General features: G+C 34.5%; 13 protein-coding genes and 1 pseudogene. 3 read left to right on the top strand and 11 right to left on the bottom strand.

The window, feature by feature from the left end; translation table 11 throughout:
- Nucleotides 1-499 precede the first annotated feature (499 nt).
- The 6 genes from ETSB_RS10165 to ETSB_RS01210 all read right to left on the bottom strand — a co-directional run bounded on the left by ETSB_RS10165 (nucleotide 500) and on the right by ETSB_RS01210 (nucleotide 5,942).
- Nucleotides 500-742, bottom strand: coding sequence for an alanine:cation symporter family protein (locus tag ETSB_RS10165; protein WP_232509832.1), 243 nt, complete (start codon nucleotides 740-742; stop codon nucleotides 500-502).
- A 176-nt stretch (nucleotides 743-918) separates the two neighbouring features.
- Nucleotides 919-1,101, bottom strand: coding sequence for a hypothetical protein (locus ETSB_RS10160; protein WP_232509830.1), 183 nt, complete (start codon nucleotides 1,099-1,101; stop codon nucleotides 919-921).
- A gap of 237 nt (nucleotides 1,102-1,338) precedes the next feature.
- Nucleotides 1,339-1,458 carry an alanine:cation symporter family protein gene (locus tag ETSB_RS10430; RefSeq protein WP_269763972.1) on the bottom strand — a complete coding sequence of 40 codons (120 nt, stop codon included), beginning with the start codon at nucleotides 1,456-1,458 and terminating at the stop codon, nucleotides 1,339-1,341.
- A 20-nt stretch (nucleotides 1,459-1,478) separates the two neighbouring features.
- Nucleotides 1,479-1,703 carry an alanine:cation symporter family protein gene (locus ETSB_RS10425; RefSeq protein ID WP_269763971.1) on the bottom strand — a complete coding sequence of 75 codons (225 nt, stop codon included), beginning with the start codon at nucleotides 1,701-1,703 and terminating at the stop codon, nucleotides 1,479-1,481.
- A gap of 224 nt (nucleotides 1,704-1,927) precedes the next feature.
- The gene (locus ETSB_RS01215) at nucleotides 1,928-3,616 is read right to left on the bottom strand and encodes a TolC family protein (protein WP_044105830.1); all 1,689 of its coding nucleotides are present in this window, start codon (nucleotides 3,614-3,616) and stop codon (nucleotides 1,928-1,930) included.
- Nucleotides 3,617-5,150: 1,534 nt separating this feature from the next.
- Nucleotides 5,151-5,942 (bottom strand): alpha/beta fold hydrolase, encoded by a 792-nt coding sequence (locus ETSB_RS01210; RefSeq protein ID WP_044105829.1) that lies wholly within the window; start codon nucleotides 5,940-5,942, stop codon nucleotides 5,151-5,153.
- A gap of 1,241 nt (nucleotides 5,943-7,183) precedes the next feature.
- Here ETSB_RS01210 and ETSB_RS01205 point away from each other — a divergent pair.
- The gene (locus ETSB_RS01205; protein ID WP_044105828.1) at nucleotides 7,184-8,548 is read left to right on the top strand and encodes a UDP-N-acetylmuramoyl-tripeptide--D-alanyl-D-alanine ligase; all 1,365 of its coding nucleotides are present in this window, start codon (nucleotides 7,184-7,186) and stop codon (nucleotides 8,546-8,548) included.
- 77 nt (nucleotides 8,549-8,625) lie between these two features.
- Here the strand turns inward: ETSB_RS01205 and ppk1 are convergent, their stop codons facing one another.
- The 5 genes and pseudogenes from ppk1 to priA all read right to left on the bottom strand — a co-directional run bounded on the left by ppk1 (nucleotide 8,626) and on the right by priA (nucleotide 18,472).
- A complete protein-coding gene (gene ppk1, locus ETSB_RS01200) occupies nucleotides 8,626-10,794 on the bottom strand; it encodes a polyphosphate kinase 1 (RefSeq protein WP_044105826.1) in 2,169 nt (722 codons plus the stop codon).
- A gap of 1,077 nt (nucleotides 10,795-11,871) precedes the next feature.
- Nucleotides 11,872-12,615, bottom strand: coding sequence for a peptidylprolyl isomerase (locus ETSB_RS01195; RefSeq protein ID WP_044105824.1), 744 nt, complete (start codon nucleotides 12,613-12,615; stop codon nucleotides 11,872-11,874).
- A gap of 40 nt (nucleotides 12,616-12,655) precedes the next feature.
- Nucleotides 12,656-13,160: pseudogene (locus ETSB_RS01190) on the bottom strand (photosystem I assembly protein Ycf4).
- A gap of 95 nt (nucleotides 13,161-13,255) precedes the next feature.
- The gene (locus ETSB_RS01185) at nucleotides 13,256-14,221 is read right to left on the bottom strand and encodes an RluA family pseudouridine synthase (RefSeq protein ID WP_044105823.1); all 966 of its coding nucleotides are present in this window, start codon (nucleotides 14,219-14,221) and stop codon (nucleotides 13,256-13,258) included.
- Between the two features lie 1,728 nt (nucleotides 14,222-15,949).
- Complete coding sequence (gene priA / locus ETSB_RS01180; RefSeq protein ID WP_044105822.1) at nucleotides 15,950-18,472, bottom strand: primosomal protein N'; 2,523 nt, start codon at nucleotides 18,470-18,472, stop codon at nucleotides 15,950-15,952.
- A gap of 805 nt (nucleotides 18,473-19,277) precedes the next feature.
- Here priA and ETSB_RS01175 point away from each other — a divergent pair.
- Both ETSB_RS01175 and ETSB_RS01170 read left to right on the top strand, forming a co-directional pair.
- Nucleotides 19,278-20,405, top strand: coding sequence for an RNA polymerase sigma factor, RpoD/SigA family (locus ETSB_RS01175; protein WP_044105821.1), 1,128 nt, complete (start codon nucleotides 19,278-19,280; stop codon nucleotides 20,403-20,405).
- Nucleotides 20,406-20,519: 114 nt separating this feature from the next.
- Nucleotides 20,520-21,023: a GNAT family N-acetyltransferase gene (locus ETSB_RS01170; protein ID WP_044105819.1), complete on the top strand. Its 504-nt coding sequence runs from the start codon at nucleotides 20,520-20,522 to the stop codon at nucleotides 21,021-21,023.
- The last annotated feature ends 53 nt before the right edge of the window (nucleotides 21,024-21,076 follow it).

Here is a 21,076-nt window from a genome sequence, read left to right as displayed (position 1 = left end):
ATTATTTATCGAGGGATCATCATAGTTTTTGCACCTAATTTAGGCAGTCATGGTGATAGCAGTAAACCTTAAACTGGTTATAAATTTGCAGATTATATTTAAGGATAGACTCCCTCGCAACAAAAAGTTTTCTAATCAGGAATTGAAAAAACAAGGAAAAATGGGGAATTAAATGTGATATGCCTCTATCTTTTTAAAGATATGATAAGATGCACAGGATTGACTGAGTTTATTGAGATTACTACACTATTTATTAAACCCAAACAAGGACTTAATATAACTTGATAGCAAATTAAGCCTTATAAAACTTATTTAAATAACTTACATGTTAAAGAAGTCCGGGGAAATCATTGGGCCTTTTGGATAGCACCAGAATCTTTCAATCAAGCGATTAAAATATTTTGACTAGACGCGCGACTAAAATAGCGTGGATATCTTCCCTTTGCAGGTATTATTTGTCTTTTATTTCTTTAAACTTCAACTTTTGCCAATATTTTTGTCAATTATCAGCTATTTTTATTGAAAATAAAATACAATCTAGAACATTAGCAATAGCTAAGGTTAATAACATTGTTTCACTAAAGTTTGCTACGTCTCCTAAATTAATAATAGATCCCAGAAAGATGAAAATTAGAAACATAATTTTAAAGGTATGACGACTAGATTCTCCGAAAACATAAGCCAAACATCTTTGGACGTAATAACACCAAGTGATTATCCCTGAAAAGGCAAACAGACCCATCACCTCAGCTAAAACAAAAGGAACCCAATTAATAACTAAACCAAAAGCTAGCGCTGCTAGAGCTCAACTACTAATAGTTACTCCCACTACGTCGCTATAGATTCCTATCGTTATGATTATCAATGCCATTAAATTACAGATAATCACCCTGTCAACAAACGGTTCTAAGATGGAAATCATTCCCTATCGAATAGGTTCTTAAGTCTTGTCCACTGAATGAGCAATCGCCGCTGTTCCAATTCAACTCCATTAGAAAAGGCACTGTGCCGGACTCCTTGAACCATAAAAAATACCCTGGGAATTACCGTAAAATTTACTTTTAACATCCACAAATAGCTAAAAATGTAAACTACAACCATTATTGGGACTAACTTACTAGTGACGATGCTAATATGGTTAATACTGCCAATACCTCTACTAATCCTACCAACAGCGCTAAACTTAAAGCATAAGCCTAATTATATGGTTTTAACTGTGGAATGATGATGACTAATACAGCAAACGATTGATTAGACTGGAACATATTTCCTGCACCTATGGCTGAATCAATTCCAGCAACTCGATAAATGATTGCTAAAACCTTATCTCAATTGAGCTTAACCTAATGTATTTAACCCGTCACACAAATAGTACATCGCTCCACAAACTACTATTCCATCAGAATGAACAATGCGATATTTCAGCCTTAAAGCACATTCGATAAATTTAGTTGACATTAAATTACTGTTATGGTCATTCAAAATATTGCCCTTGGACCTCCGAGTTTAATTGCAAGGGCTACCCCAGCCATATTCCATAATCCTACACTGGCAGATAAAGCAGTCGCCAAAACTGGAAAGAAAGTTAATTTTTCCTTTGAGTTATCTTGGAGGTAATCATATTGGACTAGGGCAATATCAACAGCGTGTTTAAACCCCCAAATATTAATAAATACCATTTGTATAGTACAAAAAATTACCATGACCAATACTCAGAGAGTAATTAGGGAAACTCCTATAAGATCAAAGAAAAGTGTCTGTTCAATACATATAGACAAAATGAGAAAAGAGTTGATCAGTTAGAACAACAAGATGATTCACAATTTTAAAAATTAATTTTTCTGTGAAAGATACTAACTTATACGTAAAGACACATAAATTGCTCCTACAATGTTTAAAGTGACAGAAGACAGACAATTGCCTAGGATCAACGTGCCTCAAACAGTCCATTATCAGGTAAATTACTAACTGAGCGTTGTAAAGCATTGAGAGATTGATTGTAGCCAATAACTGCCTGTAGAAAACGCCCCCGTGCATCGGTGAGATCTCGTTGAGCATCAATGACATCAGTTTGAGTTCCAACTCCTGCCTGAAATCGTAATCGAGCCAGTCTGAGAGCCTCTGTAAAAATTTCAACGTTCTTGCGGGTACTGGTGATGTTTTCCCGATTTGCAATAAGGTTATAATAAGCTTCTTCTACCTCAAAACGAATGGCATTACGTTGTTTAGCAAAGTTAGTATTGGCTAAGTCTATATTCCGTTCAGCTTGTCTGGCTCCCGCAAAGGCTCTCCCCCCATCAAAAATCCGCCAGCGAACCCGTGCTTCGAATGTCCAGTCCATAAGAACAGGAACGCCATCGTCTAAGTTTTCCCGTGCATCGTATTCCGCCAGAAAACTAACCTGGGGTCTAATTTCTGACAGAGCAATGTCACGGTCTTGTTGACCAATTTCTCGTTGTACTAATTGTTGTTCTAACTCAGCGCGATTTTTATAGGCACGGACAATGGTTTCATCAAGGGTCATTGCCCAAGTCCCTGCTTCGGAGATCTCATCTACTGCTGTTAATTGAATGTGTTGTCCGACACTCAGAAATTCGGACAAACTACGTCTTGCAGTTCGCTGTTCTGCAATTGCACGGGTTAACCCTTGATTAGCCGTAGCTAAGTCACCCTCAGCTCGCAAAACATCAAATCGTGTTCCCAACCCGGCTTGTTCTAACAATCGAGCATCCCGTAAACTTTGATTGGCATCTTCTACCGCCGCTTGGGCAATGGCAACCTGAGCATCGGCGTTTTGTAAGCGATAATAACGATCAGTAGATTCAAAACGGGTTTGTTCAGAAATTCGCTCTACTTCTAGCTCTTGGTTTCGGACTTCTCGTTGAGCCCGTGTAATTTGGGCTGACCGTTCACCCCCACTGTAAATAATGTAATTAAGGGTTGCTAAACCCCGAAGATCCGTAAAAGTTTCAGCACTGGTTTCTTCAGGAATTAAATTTCCAAGTTGATTTGTACCACCACCAAATACCCGATCATTTCTAAACCGTACGGCACTAGCTCCAATGTCTATTGTAGGAAACAAGTCGGCTTGTTCGACCTTTAAACGAGCCTGACGCTCTTCTAGTTTGATACGAGAGGCTTGGAGTTCTCTATTATTATGCAATGCCAAGGAAATGGCTTGTTCTAAGGTAATCGGTTGACTGATGGCGGTCTCCACTTCTGAGGGTTTAGTGGGAAACAATAAAGGGTTGCCACCGGGATTAAGTTTGTTTGATAGCAAGTTTTTTGAGATGCCTGAAGAGCGATCAACAGTGTTGGTTACATTTAACGAGTCTATTGACTCAACAGTAACCTGAGTAGGAAATTTCTTGATAGTTGATGGTGTTTGTTTTGAAATAGATTGTTTTATCTGTTGGGTGTCCGCCAGATTAGGGTTCGACTTCTTCGCTTGCACTCGCTCATTGGGGGATAACAAATAAGTTTTCTGAGAAGTTTCCGAAGTTCCATCTTGAGTTTTGACAGAAGATGACGGTACTTGTGTCGCCACCGATACTTTCCAGACTAAGGACAGAAAAATACCTGCACTCATACTCACACACAAACGTAAAACAAACATAGTATTTATTGAAAATTTGAGTAGAACCGATGATGACCTCGTCAGCTAAATTACACTGAGGGAATCATGATGTTTTTTTGCTCTTGACTCTTCAGCTATATAAGTTACATTATTTTCAATAAAAGAGAAAATCGTCCGAGGACAAAGAAAATATCCTATTACTGTTCCAGAGTAGTCTAGCAAAAATGTTGGTAGGAGTTTTCAACCCAAGTTGAGTATTACAATTTATTATTGGTTCAATAAGCAATTAGTTCAATCACACATAAGTCCGAACCATTGAGGATTGCCAATGGCAGTTGTTCTGTCACAATCAATGTATTGAAACACACGAACCTTCCTAAAAAACATATTTGTTTATGTTGATTAAATAATTTGTGTCGCCTTTGGTTAGGACTAATTCTTCTAAGTTCTCTGTTTAAACAGTGGATAGGTTATGGCTTTATCCAAGAAATACCCAAAATAGAGTAAATTGAAACTTGTTTATAAAATAGCAGTTTAAACACAATTTATCCATAATTCTAAGATATTTTCAGGGTTTTCTTGTTTAAGAATAATTGTGTAAGACTTGATTGAGAAAGTATGGTGATTGGAAGATCATAGGTGAAACCTCAAGAAATTTAAGTCTGCTTTCTAAAGCAGATTATTCAACATAATTCTTATCTCAGAAATAACGTAAGATGATCCCTTCCCATTGGAGTTAGTGACACTAGTAGCATTACCCTCACTGTCAACAACACTAATGTTACTAATATTGCTGCTACTCTCTAATTTATTTATTGTCTTCTTTCGTTGAAATTGATAATCAATATAATTTTTTTAAGAAAATATTCAATTTTTTGCTATAAACATAACTATTATAATCTTTTTGACTAACCGCCTTGTTTGATTCTATACCTAAAACCAATATCCAAAAATGCTGATAACTACTAAATTATATATCTTAACAATAATTTTTATTGGATATTTTAAATACCTAAATAATTAATATTAGCTTCTAAAATCAGGATAGAGCTTATTGGTAGTTTCCCATCCCGATATTTTACTTATATTTTTAAAAATTAATTTTTTTTGAATTAAAATTTTAACTTTATAGTTTAATCAATACTTTTTAGAGTATTGATTGAATTTTCATTACATGCTATTTTTCCTTTTTTATAAAAATTTATATAAGGATAATAAGTTTTTCTATATTCCTATAGGGCTGTAAAAAGTCTACATTTAGTCTACCTTGATACGCACGTATCAAAATAAAAATACTTTTAAAAAAATGTATGGTACAGAAAATTTTCGCTCCTAAACAGCTAGATTTTAATCTAAAGATATAGGTTTATATCACCCCTTATTATCCTGTTACTGTCGGTAATAGTTTTAGAGTTAATAGTGATATTAGCAGTAGTTGTGTACCTTACAGAGCTATCTCATAAACCTAAAAGTGCTAAAATTATTGTTACATTTTTGAATATCTATCTTCCCTAATATTTTCTTCGTATTAAGATATTCAATAATGACTAGAAATTAATAAGTCTTATCGGTTTTAGTGTTCATTGGCTGTGATTTTGAGGGGTAAAAAATTATAGTTTTGAAGCAGTTTAGTTAAATCAACTTCAGTTTCTAATAAACAAGCATGTCCACTATTAGCTAGGATTACTAAATGACTATTAGGTAAGCAGTTGACTAATCGTTTTCCTTCGGTGACAGACGGTAATAAGTAATCGCTATCACTAGCGACGGTTAAAATAGGTTGGGTTAACTGTTTTAATTGTGCTTCATCGACGTTGAAATCCCGTAATAACTTCAGTCGATAACTAACTACTAATGGAGGAACTGACTGCATCGCTTTTAATAAAACATGATAATCCTTTGTTTGCATTCTTCCTAAAGCTGCTAAAAATGGTAAAAATCCTAGGGTTGAAGTTTGATGTAGAATCTCCGGTACCCATTGAATTAATTCACTTCCCCAACTTAATAAAGGACGTTGTGTAAAAGATGAAGCAGGATTGATTAAAACCATTTTTTTAATTAATTCAGGAGACTTTAGAGCAAGTTTGATCGCTAAACATCCTCCAAAAGATTCTCCACATAAATAAACCGAAGAAAATTGAGGATGATGCTTGAGTTCTTTTTCAATTAAACAAATGGTTTGAGAAACTAAAGTATTCCAGTTGCTACAATCATTTTGGGGAATTGCTAAACAACGAACGTTAAAAAATTGAGTCAATTTTTTAACTTGTCGATGTAATAACTTCCCCGTTCCATCCATTCCTGGCAAATAGATAAATAGAGGAACTTCTGATGATGTTGAGTATTTTGGACAAAGTAACCTCATTATTGACTGTGTAGAGTTGATAGTTAGTTATATATTCTTAAACAGGAAACTTTCAAATCATAGCAAACTTCTCATTCTTCTGGATATAAAAATGAGAAGTTTGTCATGATCTCAGTCGATTTCATTTGAAAAAAACTTGATTTGGCTTAAGATAGTTAAATTCACTTTACTAAAAGTAATATTTTTAGTGAAAACATAGTGTTCCGGCTACTGAATACTTTTAACGGTGAAAAAATTTAATAATTGATTCGATATCTGCACCATTAAAAATTTATTGGATTTTTTATTATTGTATTCAGGTATAATATTTCAGAAGACGTTATGGATAGTTTTTTTAATTAATTTTTTGTATATTAAAGGTTGTTAAATAATAATTAAATACTTATAAAAATCTTGTTGAAACCATTTAATAGTTTAGGCGGAAACAATTGGAGTTAGAAAAATTATGGGACATACTTTCATAAGTATGACTATCGTCTACTATGTCTACACAAAGTGTTTAAAAACAGGACTTAACTCTATTGAAAACGTAGAATTTTAAATTTGACAATATTCTAGTGTCATTAATTTAAGCCTGAAGAGTGGTATTAGTTGAACAATCCCAACCTTATAAGTAAAGTTCTGTGTTGTGCTTAATACTTACAACGATTTGTTTATATCGACCTCTACTATCGTCTGTAGATGAATAATATTTGTATAAATTATTAATAACAATGGATAAGATTGCTTATGAATTAATTGTTGGTGCTTTTAACATTAATTATTCTCACTAACCACTGAAATTTAGTAAATTCATTAGATTTACTAAGTTTTTTAACCAAATAGTGAATTTAATTGATGTAATGCTAAAAAACACTACAAAGTTCCACTAAATTTTTAAACAGACTAATTAGGTTAGGAATACAATTGTGTAGTTGAGGCTTTATCTGTCAACGGATGATTAAAATATCACATTCAAAATTCAGACAATAATCGAATAAGCACCCGGACGAATTAATTTGCACATAACCTGTTCATTAGAATGATTTTTAGCATTGATTCAGAATATTCAAAGCTAGATAGTCAACATTGTAACATTAAGCTTCTTAAATATGCTTTAGATACCAAGTAGATCTATAAAATCTACTATCATAGTATCATAACTGTAGCTAAAATTAGATATATTTGTTAAGTAATATTTGTTATTATAAAATCACTAAATTCAAGTTTATTTTTCAATAAAAGAGTTTGATTGAAACATTATGTCATTCCAAATTTATCTCAGCAACTTTCTTAATTTATTTGAAAGTAATTTAGAACAAGTTTTTGATTTTACTCCTTATGAAAGGGCTAAAGGAATTAGTACAGATAGCCGCTCCATCGAAAAAGGAGAATTATTTTTGGCATTAAAAGGCAGCCATTTTGATGGACATGAATTTGCAGAAGATGCAACAGTAAAGGGAGCAGTAGCTCTGATTGTCGATCACTATTTACCAGTAAATTTAAGTAAGAAAATACCACAGTTTAAAGTCAAAGACACTTTAGTTGCTTATCAACAAATTGCTCATTGGTGGCGTAATCAAGTTGATATTCCGGTGATAGCTGTCACAGGCTCAGTTGGCAAAACAACTACAAAAGAATTAATTGCAGCTGTCTTGAGAACACAGGGGAAAGTACACAAAACTAAAAGTAACTACAATAATGAAATTGGTGTTCCTAAAACTTTATTAGATCTAACGACTGATCATAATTATGTGGTAGTTGAAATGGGTATGCGAGCTCTAGGAGAGATTGCTTTACTCACTCAAATAGCCCGTCCCACTATTGGGCTAATTACAAATGTGGGAACAGCCCATATTGGGAGACTAGGCTCAAAAGAGGCGATCGCGCAAGCTAAATGTGAGTTATTAGTTCAAATGTCTCAAGAGGGAATTGCTATTCTCAACCACGATAATACTCTTTTAATTCAAACGGCAAAGAAAGTTTGGTCAGGAAAAACCATTACTTATGGGCTTGAAGGAGGAGATATAACTGGCAAATTAATTGATTTTCAAACTTTACAGGTAGAGGGGATGAATTTTCCTGTGCCGTTACCAGGTCATCACAATGCTTTAAACTATTTAGGGGCTTTGGCTGTAGCCAAATGTCTAAATTTCGATTTAACTCCTTTGACTCAAGGAGTTGGGGTTCATGTACCTGAAGGACGTTCCCAAAAATATCAATTGTCAGGTGACATTATCATTCTCGATGAGACCTATAATGCAGGATTAGAGTCTATGAAAGCGGCTCTAAATTTGTTGAAAGGGATTCCTGGCAAACGACATTTAGCTATTCTAGGAACTATGAAAGAATTAGGAGAAAAATCAGCTCAATTCCACCGTGAAGTTGGAAAAATGGTAAAGGAATTAGAGATTGATCATTTGTTAGTGTTGGTTAATGATCCTGAGGCAGAGGCAATTACCCAGGGCGCACTAGGTGTGATCACTGATTGTATCTCTACCCATCAGGAACTTATTGAACGATTAAAAGAAATCGTCAAACCGGGCGATCGCTTACTTTTTAAAGCCTCTAATTCTGTCGGGTTAAACTTAGTGGTAGAAAAGTTTCGAGAACAGTTAATAGTCTAATCATAGACTGCCTATGAGGTCTCTTGGGCTTCATAACAAAAGACAATAAGTATTAACCTCTATATTCAGTTATTTCTTTATGTTAACTGTTGACTCTTTAATGCCATTTTCATGAAAATCTCGTGCGCACTCTGTTCTCGACAATTTTCCCCAGGATGTCTTTGAATATAACTACCATCAGACTGTAATTCCCAAGCTTGACGATTATCAGCTAGCATAATTCCTAAGATTTCTTGTAACTCCTGCATAATTGATGGATCCTCGATAGGAGTTATAGCTTCAACCCGACGAGAAAGGTTACGAGTCATCCAGTCTGCACTCCCAATATATATTTTTTCTTTTCCACCATTGTGAAAATAAAAAATTCGTGAATGTTCTAAAAAACGACCCACAATACTAATAACATTAATATTGTCACTAATCCCTTTAACTCCTGGACGTAGACAACAAATTCCCCGCACAATCAAGTCGATTCTAACTCCTGCCTGAGAAGCCTCATAGAGGGTTCTAATCATCTGGGAATCAACTAAGGCATTCATTTTAGCTACAATGCGTCCACTTCCTCCATTTTTAGAATGTTGTGCTTCACGATAAATCATTTCTATCATGCGATTACGCATAGTGACGGGAGCGACTAGCAATTTTCGGTAGGATTTCTGACGAGAATATCCTGTGAGAAAATTAAATAAATCTGTTAAATCAGCCCCCAGTTCTTCTCGACAACTTAATAAGCCTAGATCGGTGTATAACTTAGCAGTTTTATAATTGTAATTTCCTGTTCCAATATGGACATAACGCCGAATTTTATTATCTTCCTGTCGCACTACTAAGACTACTTTAGTATGAGTTTTGAGTCCCGCTAAGCCATAAACAACATGGACGCCAGATTGTTCTAAGCGCCGCGCCCAAAGAATATTATTTTCTTCATCAAATCTGGCTTTTAATTCCACTAAGGCTGCTACTTGTTTACCATTTTCTGCTGCCGCAATTAAAGCTTTGACAATAGGAGAATCGCCAGAAGTACGATAAAGGGTTATCTTAATTGTTAAAACATTAGGGTCATATGCAGCTTGGTTAATAAATTCTTCAACAGAAGCACTAAAAGAATCATAGGGATGATGAACTAACAAATCAGAATTTTTAATTAGGGAAAAAATATTTTCTCCTTTCTGTTGGATTATGCTATCTTCATTGTTGTTAAAAACTTGTTTAATTCGTTGTAAAGGACTAGGAATGACTGCACTCCAAGGTTTCTCTTTAAGATCAGAGCGAGGAATGGACATAAAATAAAATAGGTCTTTGAGTCCTAGTAACCCATCGATATGATAGACATCAATCTCATCTAAAACTAAATCTTTTATCAGTCGTTCTCGAATGTTACTGGGGGTAGAAGTGTGTATTTCTAAACGAACTGCAGATTTACCTACATGACGTTTGCGAAGTTCTTGTTCTATGGCTAATAGAAGATCATCAGCTTCATCCTCTTCTACTAATAGATCCGCATTGCGAGTTAAACGAAAGGGATGACATTCTTGCACAATCATCCCCGGAAACAAAGCCTCCAAGTTATGGGCGATTACTTGTTCAAGAGGAACTCCTGTCCAGACAGCAGTATGCTCATTTTCTTGATGGCGTAATTCCTTGGGGAATACGACAAAACGGGGAAGCACTTGAGGAACTTTAACCCTTGCAAAATGTTCTTTTGCGGTGTTAGGTTCACGAACTACAACCGCCAAATTTAGACTTAGGTTAGAAATATAAGGGAAAGGATGACTCGGATCAACGGCTAATGGTGTTAGTACTGGAAAGATATAATCATCAAAATATTGATGTAGATAAGTACGTTGTTCTTGATCGAGATCGACGTAGTTAATTAAGTAAATTCCTTGAGCAATTAAGAGATTTTTGAGGGTGTATTCAAACAGATGATCCTGCTGTTTAACTAAAGGACGAAGACGTGCACCAATATCGATTAACTGTTGAGAAGGAGTCCGACCATCAGGAGTTAATTTACTTACACCAGCAGCTACTTGTTGTTTTAACCCTGCTACGCGAACCATAAAGAATTCATCAAGGTTAGAGCTAAAAATTGCGGTAAATTTTAGGCGTTCTAGAAGTGGAGTTCGTTCGTCTAATGCCTCGTGCAAGACTCGATAGTTGAATTCTAACCAGCTTAATTCTCGATTGAAATAGTATTGAGAATCTTTAAGATTAAAGGTATTATTGACTACATTGGCTTGGGACATGATTTTCAAAAACATACAGAAGACACATAAACTAATTTCGGCATAGGAGTTATTGCTTTTGATTTTATATTGAACTTGTTCTCTCAGCGTCATATCTATGATTAAGACGACGTAAGTTTAAAAACAACAAAGTTGACGATAATCTTAAATAACAATCGCCAATAATAAAATAAAAACTACAATGGTTGTTTCAAATAGTGGTAGACAAGATTAGCTGATCTTGTTCTCCTAAACCGAGAAAAAATTTTTTTTGTAAATAAGTATAAGCAATCAGGCGAGCAAAAAAGTTAACAAAACAATCCCAAATATTTCGGGATATTGAATATTTGTTCAACCCGAGAAATATTTTAAAGTTTGTCGTTAATCGTTTTAATTTCAAAATACCTATAAAAAAACTTTATAAATCAGTTAAACTAACTTTTACTTCATCCTTTGTAAATAGCAAGTAGTTGCCTGAAGTCTTTGTCAATATAGCTTTTTTAAAAATTTTAAAAATTACATACCCTATATAACTCTTTAGTTTCTCAAGAACAGGAAGCGCACTATTCTTGAAGACCTGACGAAAGACCTATATCGGAGTATAATTGATAAAACTTGTCCGTGTAATTTAGCTTTGATAAATCCATAAAAACAGCACAGCAACGTCATTGCCTGAGGCATAAGTCCACAAAACGATTATGGCTGATTAAATCAAGAAATGTTTTCTTGTAATGGAGAAGAACCTGTGATGTATAAAATGTTTGAACAGTTCAATATCCTAACTATAGAAGTGATCCCAATCACAAAATACTCCGGTAGAATTAGGACGATATTTTATCTGCATAGCACCAGACTTCAACAAATACTGTTTTTACCATGGAGCTACTGTTTTTCTTTCCGTCCGTAATTTTCTGTCATTCTAAGACGTAAGGATTCTGCGAATTAACGATAACGTAGTCGTGTCATGAACTTTCAGCAACTACAGTCTGTTAAATAAGCCAACGGACTCAAACTTTATGACTGTTTTATACTCAGCCTCACTAAAGCCATCATCAACAAGTCATTCAAGTCAGTATTTTAGTATTAAACTTCTATAAATTATTGTTTTAGGTTTTCTAATCCAAAAATCACTTTAGCTGAATCAATATGATCGCCCTGTTTAAGGCTATCGACAGTATCCATTCCTTTAGTGACATAAGCAAATACAGCATAGTCTCCATCAAGAAAAGTTAAATCAGACAGAGCAAAATAGAATTGGGAAGAGGCAGTATCAGGCATTTGAGAGCGAGCCATAGCTACTGCACCACGAGTATGGGATAGAACTACATTTTTTTTAACAGAAGCTCCTTGCCGACCCAAAGCCTTACTATAGATAGGTTTTTCATTTCCTTCTAATTTAATCTCAAGGGGAACATAACGAGTTTTCTTTGTATCAGGATCAACAAAACTGCCGGTTCCAGTTCCTTGGGGATCTCCTCCTTGGGCAACAAAAGGTTGGGGTTCTTTAACTACCCGATGAAAAATTAATCCATTGTAAAAGCCGCGGTTAACCAAATCAACGAAGTTTCCAGCGGTGACGGGAGCATCTTTTCCATTGACTTCAATCGTAACGGGAAAGCCTTTAATAATCATTTCTACTATTGCTTTACCTTCAAGTCTAGGAACATAATTGTCCATATCTAGCTGATTCTCTTGACCCGTCAGCATGGATAGAGTTGAGTTTTCGCTAGTATTGGCATCAGAAGAAGTGGCCGACGGACTAGAACATCCCGTTAAGAGTAAACCGCCAACTAAAACTAAACAAGCTAAGATAGTTGACCAACGCTGTAGTAATTTTTTCATTTCAATTTTCTAATGCTAGGGTTGGCAATTATTATAAGCCCTAGAAGGGAACTCCCCAAAAACAAGCCAATTCAGCCTCTTGGTTTTCTAGTCTTGAAAAAGAAATAGACTGTCCTGTGCGAATCAGGGAAACTTTTCTATATTGCTTCAGCCGTACATACAGTTTTCGTGTGACATTTAACCCTTATTTTATATCAGTCCGTATAGCTGCTTGGACATCTTTAAATTCGATCCGATGCTTTTGCCAAGAAACTTCTACCTCCAGCGAAATATGCTTAATTTGCCCGTTTCTTTATTGGATTTGTCATAGCCTTCTCCGATGTTTAAAATAATACTAGACCAGAGACAGAGTTCATAAGCCGAACTTACAACCCCATAGAATAGAAGAGCTATTCCTTGAGAAATAAATTTCAGTCTACCCGTACCTCTAACAACGAGGAAGTAAATTTTGGAATAGCTCGATAGTTCAGCCCCAAAATACCAATTACCCCTACTGAGGCTGCTATTCCCCACAAAGTAGTACTAGAGCGGCAAGACTCTAAAATTTCCTAAAGTATTTTAATAAAAATATTCAAAAAATTTTCTGGTTAACAACATACTTCATTTGTAAAATACAAATTACTTTTTTTACCTTGTTTTATCAAGTGTTTGAATATCGTTTACGCAATGTAGTCAAAAGTTTAGTAAAAGCCTCTCGAAAAGGGGCGACTACCTCAATTGGTTTTCCTGTAACTGGATGTTCTAAACTCAACTTATGAGCGTGTAAAGCCTGACCTGTTAAATTTACTCCGACCGATCTTTTAGAAGAATACAGTGGATCACCTACAATTGGATGACCAAAATAACTACTATGAACCCGTATTTGATGCGTGCGTCCGGTTTCTAGTCGAAATTTAACTAGAGTATAGTTCCCTAACTTTTCTAACATTTCCCAATGAGTGACCGCCTCGCGTCCTCCTTTTTCCACAGGAACCACTGCCATTTTTTTGCGATTAACTCGATGACGGCCAATAGGTAAGTTAATTGTGCCATGTTCCTTGTGATCGTGAGTAGAAAAATTTCCCGGTGACTGAAAATGAAAACCACCGTAAACTATCCCTAAATACTCTCGTCGCGCTGTTTTTGTTTTTAGTTGACTTTGTAGGTGCTGGTGGGCATAATCAGTTTTTGCTACCATTAACGCTCCTGTTGTATCTTTATCAAGACGATGGACAATTCCTGGTCGTTGTACTCCTGCAATTCCTGCTAATTCAGGAAAATAATACAACAGTCCATGGACTAATGTTTTAGTAGGATGTCCAGGGGCTGGATGAACAACTAACCCTGCGGGTTTGTTAATGATAATAAGGGAGTCATCTTCGTAAAGAATATCGAGTGGAATGGGTTCTGGTTCAAGATTCGATGGTTGAAGAGGAGGAAAAGAGATAAGTAGATGATCGCCTAAACTAACTTTAATTTTCTTATTAGTACAAATTTGACGGTTAACCTGAACATTTCCCTGTTGAATGAGTTTTTGGAGACGTGATCGGGAGATATCTTTTAAAAGTTGGGATAAACAACGATCAAGACGATCACTTTTTTCTACTACAGTTAACTCTACTTCCATTTTCTGACAAATTTAGGATAAATAAAACATTCGTCGAGCAAATAGTCAACTAGGTTTTCTTGTCGACAGATATGCTCGATAACTAGACTAAGTTAATCAATATTCTAGGAAACTTAATCAATTCTTAGTCCTAATCTAGAATTAAGTATTTAGTTTACTCTCTCACATATTAAGAGTTATTAAGCACAATCAAAAAATTACCATTGAATTTGAAGTCAACGATCATAAAAAGTCTAATTATTAGCAATTTATCTTTTTTTGATTTTTTCTAGTTTTATTCCTTGTGTTTTCGTTTCATAACTAGTCACTACTTCTAAACTTAAAAGTTTTCATAGATCCTCTATCTGATCTTGTCATTTTAGTTAGTCTAGCACAATAGTAATTCTTAACGGAGCAAGTAATTACTAGTCACGCCAGTATAAAAACTTTAAGTAAAATATTTGCCTATACTAAATAGTACCTGATATTATCCGTAATGGTATTTGTTTAGATAAAAAACCTAGAATCATATCAATTAGTTTTCGTTTAACTTTTTTTATCATTTTGTAGTGCGTGTAAGCTTTGGATGATAGATAATGTTCGAGATCACTATCATAATTGCACACTCTATAGTCTAAAAAATAGTAGAAGATTAATTCATTAAATATTTTAGATTAACTTTCAGCAATACTAGTTCTCAAAGTAGATTCGCTAAATATTAGCAGTCATCTTAGGTAATTTCTATTGTCGAGATTTAATTTGTTTCTTATCCCATATATTGTAGTACTTAGCGACTACCTAACTAGTTTTAAAATTACTTTTTTTTATAAAAACTATTTGTCAGTATACTTTCTATTATCTAATTTTTTATTAAATTAATTCTGAAAATAATAATTATTTTTAGCTATTTTGAATGATCATTAATTTTTTAAATTTAATAAATATTGCAATATAAAACTTTTAATTTTTATTTATTGACATATTGTCACAAGCCTAAAAGAGCAATATTTACTAGACGATAAATGAGATCATTTCATTTTGTCTATTTAGTTCTGCACATTTAATATTTTTTGAAATTTTTGTGAGATTTTAGTGTGAAATATTCTCTAGATTACAAGTTGTACTTTCAAAGGTAAATAAATTATCAAAATAGTATTTTAAACATTTAAATAAAACATGAAATAATAAAATATTACTATAAGTACTAGTGATGCGTAATCTTTTTATGATCTATGCCGTGCAGTGTTACTTAAATAATATTCAAAAAAATATTTAAAAACATCAACATTAAATATCTTTATTTGTTCCACTCAATCCAATTAAAATTAATTATTTCAATAATTAATTGGTGACAAGGCAATTTTAACGAAAATAGTCATTGTGAGCATTTAGTTCTACTCTGAATTTAAAAACTAAGGCTACAAGATTAACATAATTAACATAACTATTTCACAATTTTTTTTTACGATAAGTCTTCTGGTAATTTTGAGACTCTCTTATACAGGTAAACTAAACCGATTCAGATCATAACACTAATGGTGGTCATTATTTGTTAATTATTATTAATTTAAACCGTTTACTATTAAATAATAAATATGACTATATAATCTCTAAAATAGACAAATTTATTTTTTTAAAAAAACCCCTTAAAAAATTTCATTGAAAATAATTACATTTATCTCTTATACAAGAAATAATTTTATGAAATAATAGTACATTATAGGTTAAACTATTTATAGTTTTTGTTGTTCAATCAATTCTTAATGGATCAATATCAAAGGTTAAGTTAACTGATTGTGGACAAACCTTTTTTAAGTTGTTAATATCTGGAATAATTACTTGAGCATTAGGATCAAACTTTAATAAAATATGCCAGCGATAACGTCTAGCTATTCGCATAATATTTGCTGGTGCAGGACCTAAAATTTCACAACCTTTTCCTACTTTATCTCGACAAATATCTCCTAATGCTCGAGAAGTTTGCTGAACTTCTATTTTATTAGTTCCACTCAATCTAATTAAAATTAATCGTCCATAGGGAGGATAACTTAATACCTCTCTTTGGGGTAATTCAGTTTCAATAAAGCCTTGATAATCATGGGAACTGACTGATTGAATAACAGGATGTTCCGGTGAATAGGTTTGGATAATTACTCGGCCGGAATCATTTCCTCTTCCTGCCCTTCCTGCTACTTGAGTTAAAGTTTGAAAAGCCCGTTCTGCTGCTCTGTAATCAGACATATGTAATAGTTCATCTGCTGTTATGACTCCTACTAAGGTTATTTGGGCTATATCTAACCCTTTTGTTAGCATTTGAGTTCCTACTAACAAATCTGCTTTTCTTTGAGCAAATTTGGTTAATAAACTACGATGTGATCCTTTAGTTCTTGTCGCATCACTATCAAAACGTAAAGGACGTAGAGACGGAAACAGTTTAGTTAATTCTTGGGTTACTTTTTGGGTTCCACTGCCAAAAAATTTTAAATAAGGAGAACTACATTGAGGACATCGACTAGGTTGACTTTGACTATAATTACAGTAATGGCATCTCAGCAGTTCCATTGCTCCTTCATGAGCATAATGGTAAGACAAAGATACATCACAATGGGGGCATTCTAAAACATAACCGCAACTACGACAGGAAACAAAAGTACTATAACCCCGACGGTTAATAAACAAAATACCCTGTTTTTTTGAGCTTTCTAGCTCGGCTAAAGCGTCTTGTAAAGAACGACTAAAAATAGAACTATTTCCTAATTTTAATTCTTGTTTCATGTCTATAATTTCTACCGGAGGTAAGGGACGAGATTGAATCCTTTCTGGTAAAGATAAATAGTAAGAATTAGGAGAGGAAGAGGCAGATAAAGGGAGAGAGTTATTTTGTTTCGTATTAGCTATTTTTATCCAAGTTTCTAACGAGGGAGTGGCTGATCCTAAAATTACTGGACAATTATCTATTTCTCCTCGCCATAAGGCAACATTGCGGGCGTGATAAGTGGGTAAAATTTGAGTTTGTTTAAAACTCGAATCATGTTCTTCGTCAAGAATAATTAATCCTAAATTAGGTAAGGGTGAAAAAATTGCTGATCTGGTTCCAATGACAACTTGGGGTTCTCCTGTTAACATTTGTCTCCAAGTATCATATCTTTCCCCCTTTGATAACCCACTATGGTAAACACAAATTTTATTTCCAAAACGAGACCGGAACTGATCGGTTAATTGAGGAGTTAAACTAATTTCGGGAACTAAAACTAGGGCGGATTTATCTTTATCTAATAAAGGGGCAATAGCTTGTAAATAGACTTCTGTTTTTCCTGAACCTGTTACCCCATGTAATAAAATTTCTGCATAGTTTTCTAGGGCTTTAATAACGTTCAGAGCTTTTGTTTGAAATGTGGTTAATGGTTTTGGGTGATCTTTATTTAATTGAGGCTGTTCTAATAACCTTAATCTTTCTTTATATTGAATTACAACACACCCTTTTTCTTCTAACTTTTTCACCACTTGAGAACTTCTATTACAAAGTTTAACTAATTCCGTCAACCAACATTCCCCATCTTGCTGACGCAATACCTGTAACACTTCTAACTGTTGTTTAGTCAAATTTGTGGGAAAGCGATCAACCACTAATGTAACAGCCTTTTGTCGTTTGGGTTTATTCATTTTTGGGGGGTTGAGATAACTTTCAATCCAACCCCGTTTGATTAATTCTCGTATCCCCCGACTTGCTCCTATAACTTCTCGGTGTAAATATTGACTACTGTAGTCTCCGTCTTTTTGCGACAGCAATAAGTTTAAAATTTTTCTAGCCACTGAACTACAAAAAGTTTTAGCCTCAGGAGGTAGAATTTTATATTTTAAACGAATACGATATTGTGATCGTCCCAATAACCCTGGTGGTAACGCTCCTCGAACCACCGTTATTAAATCTGTACAATAATATTGGGCAACTCGATTAAGTAATTCCCAATATCCAGAAGGAAAGAACCCTGCTGTAATTACATCCTCTACATCGCGAACTCGTTGTATATCAAGATCACGAGGAAGGGAAGTTACCCGACGGATAGCAATTCCCCCCACCATTTGAGAACCAAAAGGAACATTTAGTATATCTCCTGATTTTATGCTTAATTCTGGAGGAATATGGTAGGTATATAATCCTTGTACCCCTGGACAGTCGACCAACACCTCAACCCATTGTTCGGAAGAGAATCTTACGTCATAAGGGGAGCTAGATTCAGCTCCAATAAAAGTTTTCATGCTATCAACCATAGTCCTTTAGGATTTTTAAAGGTAAACTATAGCGATCCTACATATAATTGTCTGAAAAAATTTACCTATTTCTTCGTACTAGGTATGCAAGCAAAGCTTAATTTGTTAATGAAATTAGTTAATAAATTGTGATCTACTTCTTGAATCGTTATCTTCTCCTATTTTCTTTCAAACATCAGAGTTCTATCAAAAATTTACCTCCACTTATGCCAAAACTTTTTTGATGCATCGAAGGTATAAAAATATACCATTGTTATTTTTTTTTAAAGTTTAGCTATAAATAATCTAGATTTTTTTGTAACAAAACTTTATTACAACCACAAAAAAATAAATATCTCAAAAATAAGACTAGTTAATCATTACTAATTTTCTTGATATCCTTGATTATTACTGGGGTTAAAGATGTTAAGTTCTCTCTAGTCATAGGTTTTATCTCAAAAAAATCATAGCAAGATTCCCTCTACTTGTTTGTCATTTTGTAATTAGACAAACAGAAACCTCAAATAATTCTGGTAGCTTAGTAGACATGATCCTTCACTAGGGAATAATCTTGACAAAGTTAAGATAGAGGTTTAGTGAGAAGTCCGATGGCTCAGTTTCTCTTATTCCTTATTAAGGTGTCATAACTTTTCTTTATTTTGATAGCTGTTTATCTGGGGTAACTACTTAAGACAACCTTAAATATTTTCTCCAAATTTCATTAAATGTCACAATCAGCTCTACAAAATATTCGACATTGTATCTAGTTCTATTGTTCCCTCATTTATTAATTTTTTTACACACCATTCTCATCTGTTTATTAATTATGAACATGACTCAAATGCTCCAAGACCATTCTTTAACTGCTCCATTGCCTCAAGAAGTCTTTGAGCCAGATAATATTGATCAAGTTGATACTAATTTTCAAGCGATTGAAGTTGAGTTCTCGTCTTTATCTAATGAATTGAGCAATCAGCACTCCAATGAATACCGCAAGGCAGTTTCAGATGACACTATAGGAACATTTTTTAAAGAAATGTCACGGTATCCCCTATTAGGGCCCGAAGAAGAAGTTGAATTAGCTAATAATATTCAATTTTTAGTTCAAACAGAAGAAACACGTCAAAAACTTAAAGAAGAACTGCAGCGTTTTCCGACCAAAGAGGAATTAGCCGAAGCGATGGGATTTGATGTCCAACGGCAGTTTGAAAGTCGTCTTTATCGAGGACGTACTGCCAAACGGAAAATGATTCGCTCGAATTTAAGGTTAGTAGTTTCTATTGCAAAACGATACCTTAATCGAGGGGTTCCTTTTCTAGATTTGATTCAAGAAGGAGCTATTGGCTTAAATCGGGCAGCTGAAAAATTTGATCCAAATAAAGGCTATAAGTTTTCTACCTATGCCTATTGGTGGATTCGTCAAGCCATTACTCGTACTATTGCCAATGATGCACGGACGATTCGCTTACCGATTCACATTGTTGAGAAGCTTAACAAACTCAAAAAAGCACAGCGCGTTTTGAAGCAAAACTTGCAGCGCAACCCTAACGAAAAGGAACTAGCTATGGAGTTAGAAGTGACACCACCTCAACTGCGCCAGTTACTTCAATTGCGCAGACAATCTCTTTCGTTAAACCATCGCGTTGGGAAAGGAGAAGATACAGAACTGCTGGACTTACTTGAAGATCAGGAGCTACAACTTCCTGAAGAACAAATGAGTGAAGGAATGTTACGCTATGAGATATCAGCGGTGTTAAGTGATGTTCTTACTGAACGGGAAAAAGATGTAATTTCTCTACGCTATGGATTATCCACTAGTCAACCCCACACCTTGGAAGAGGTAGGTGGAATGTTTAATCTATCTCGTGAACGAGTACGTCAGATTCAAAGTAAAGCCATGCGGAAATTACGTCGTCCCCAGGTTGCTCGTCGTTTAAAAGGATGGTTACATTAGTTATTGAGTAATTGACAGTGAATCAGTAGATTATCGTGGACAAAGTAGCAGTTTAGGCTAGTCTAAAAAGAGGTCTCGAAAGGCTGCTGTTCACTGTTACCTGAAATAAAATTTATGAACAAAAATCTCAGAATACGTTCTGCTCAACCATCAGATATTGTAGACTTATTTTCGCTAATTCAAGCCTTGGCTGAGTATGAAAAGCTCTCTCATAAAGTAACAGGAGATGCAGAGATGTTGCGGGAACATTTATTTGGCAAAAGACCCTATATAGAAGCTATTGTGGCACAATGGGGAACTCAATGTGTAGGGTTTTCTGTCTTTTTTCCCAATTATTCTACCTTTTTGACTAAGCCAGGAATTTATGTCGAGGATTTATTTGTCTTACCTGATTATCGTCGTCAAGGAGTTGGAAAATCTTTATTGATTTATTTAGCTCAATTAGCTGTTAAACGAGGGGCAGGACGGTTAGAGTGGAGTGTTTTAGATTGGAATAGTCTCGCTATTGGATTTTACAAGAAAATGGGTGCTGATATATTACCTGACTGGCGTATATGTCGAGTAAGTGAGAGAACTTTATCTCAGTTAGTTAATGATGATCAACATCACAGTCAATAAAAAAAGACCATTGAAATTTACCAAGTAGGATTGAACTTTAATTGCGCTTAAAC

Origin of the sequence: cyanobacterium endosymbiont of Epithemia turgida isolate EtSB Lake Yunoko (genome assembly GCF_000829235.1) — a bacterium.
Taxonomy (GTDB): domain Bacteria; phylum Cyanobacteriota; class Cyanobacteriia; order Cyanobacteriales; family Microcystaceae; genus Rippkaea.
Note: the sequence above shows the minus strand (reverse complement) of the source record. Positions and strands in the feature narration are given on the sequence as shown.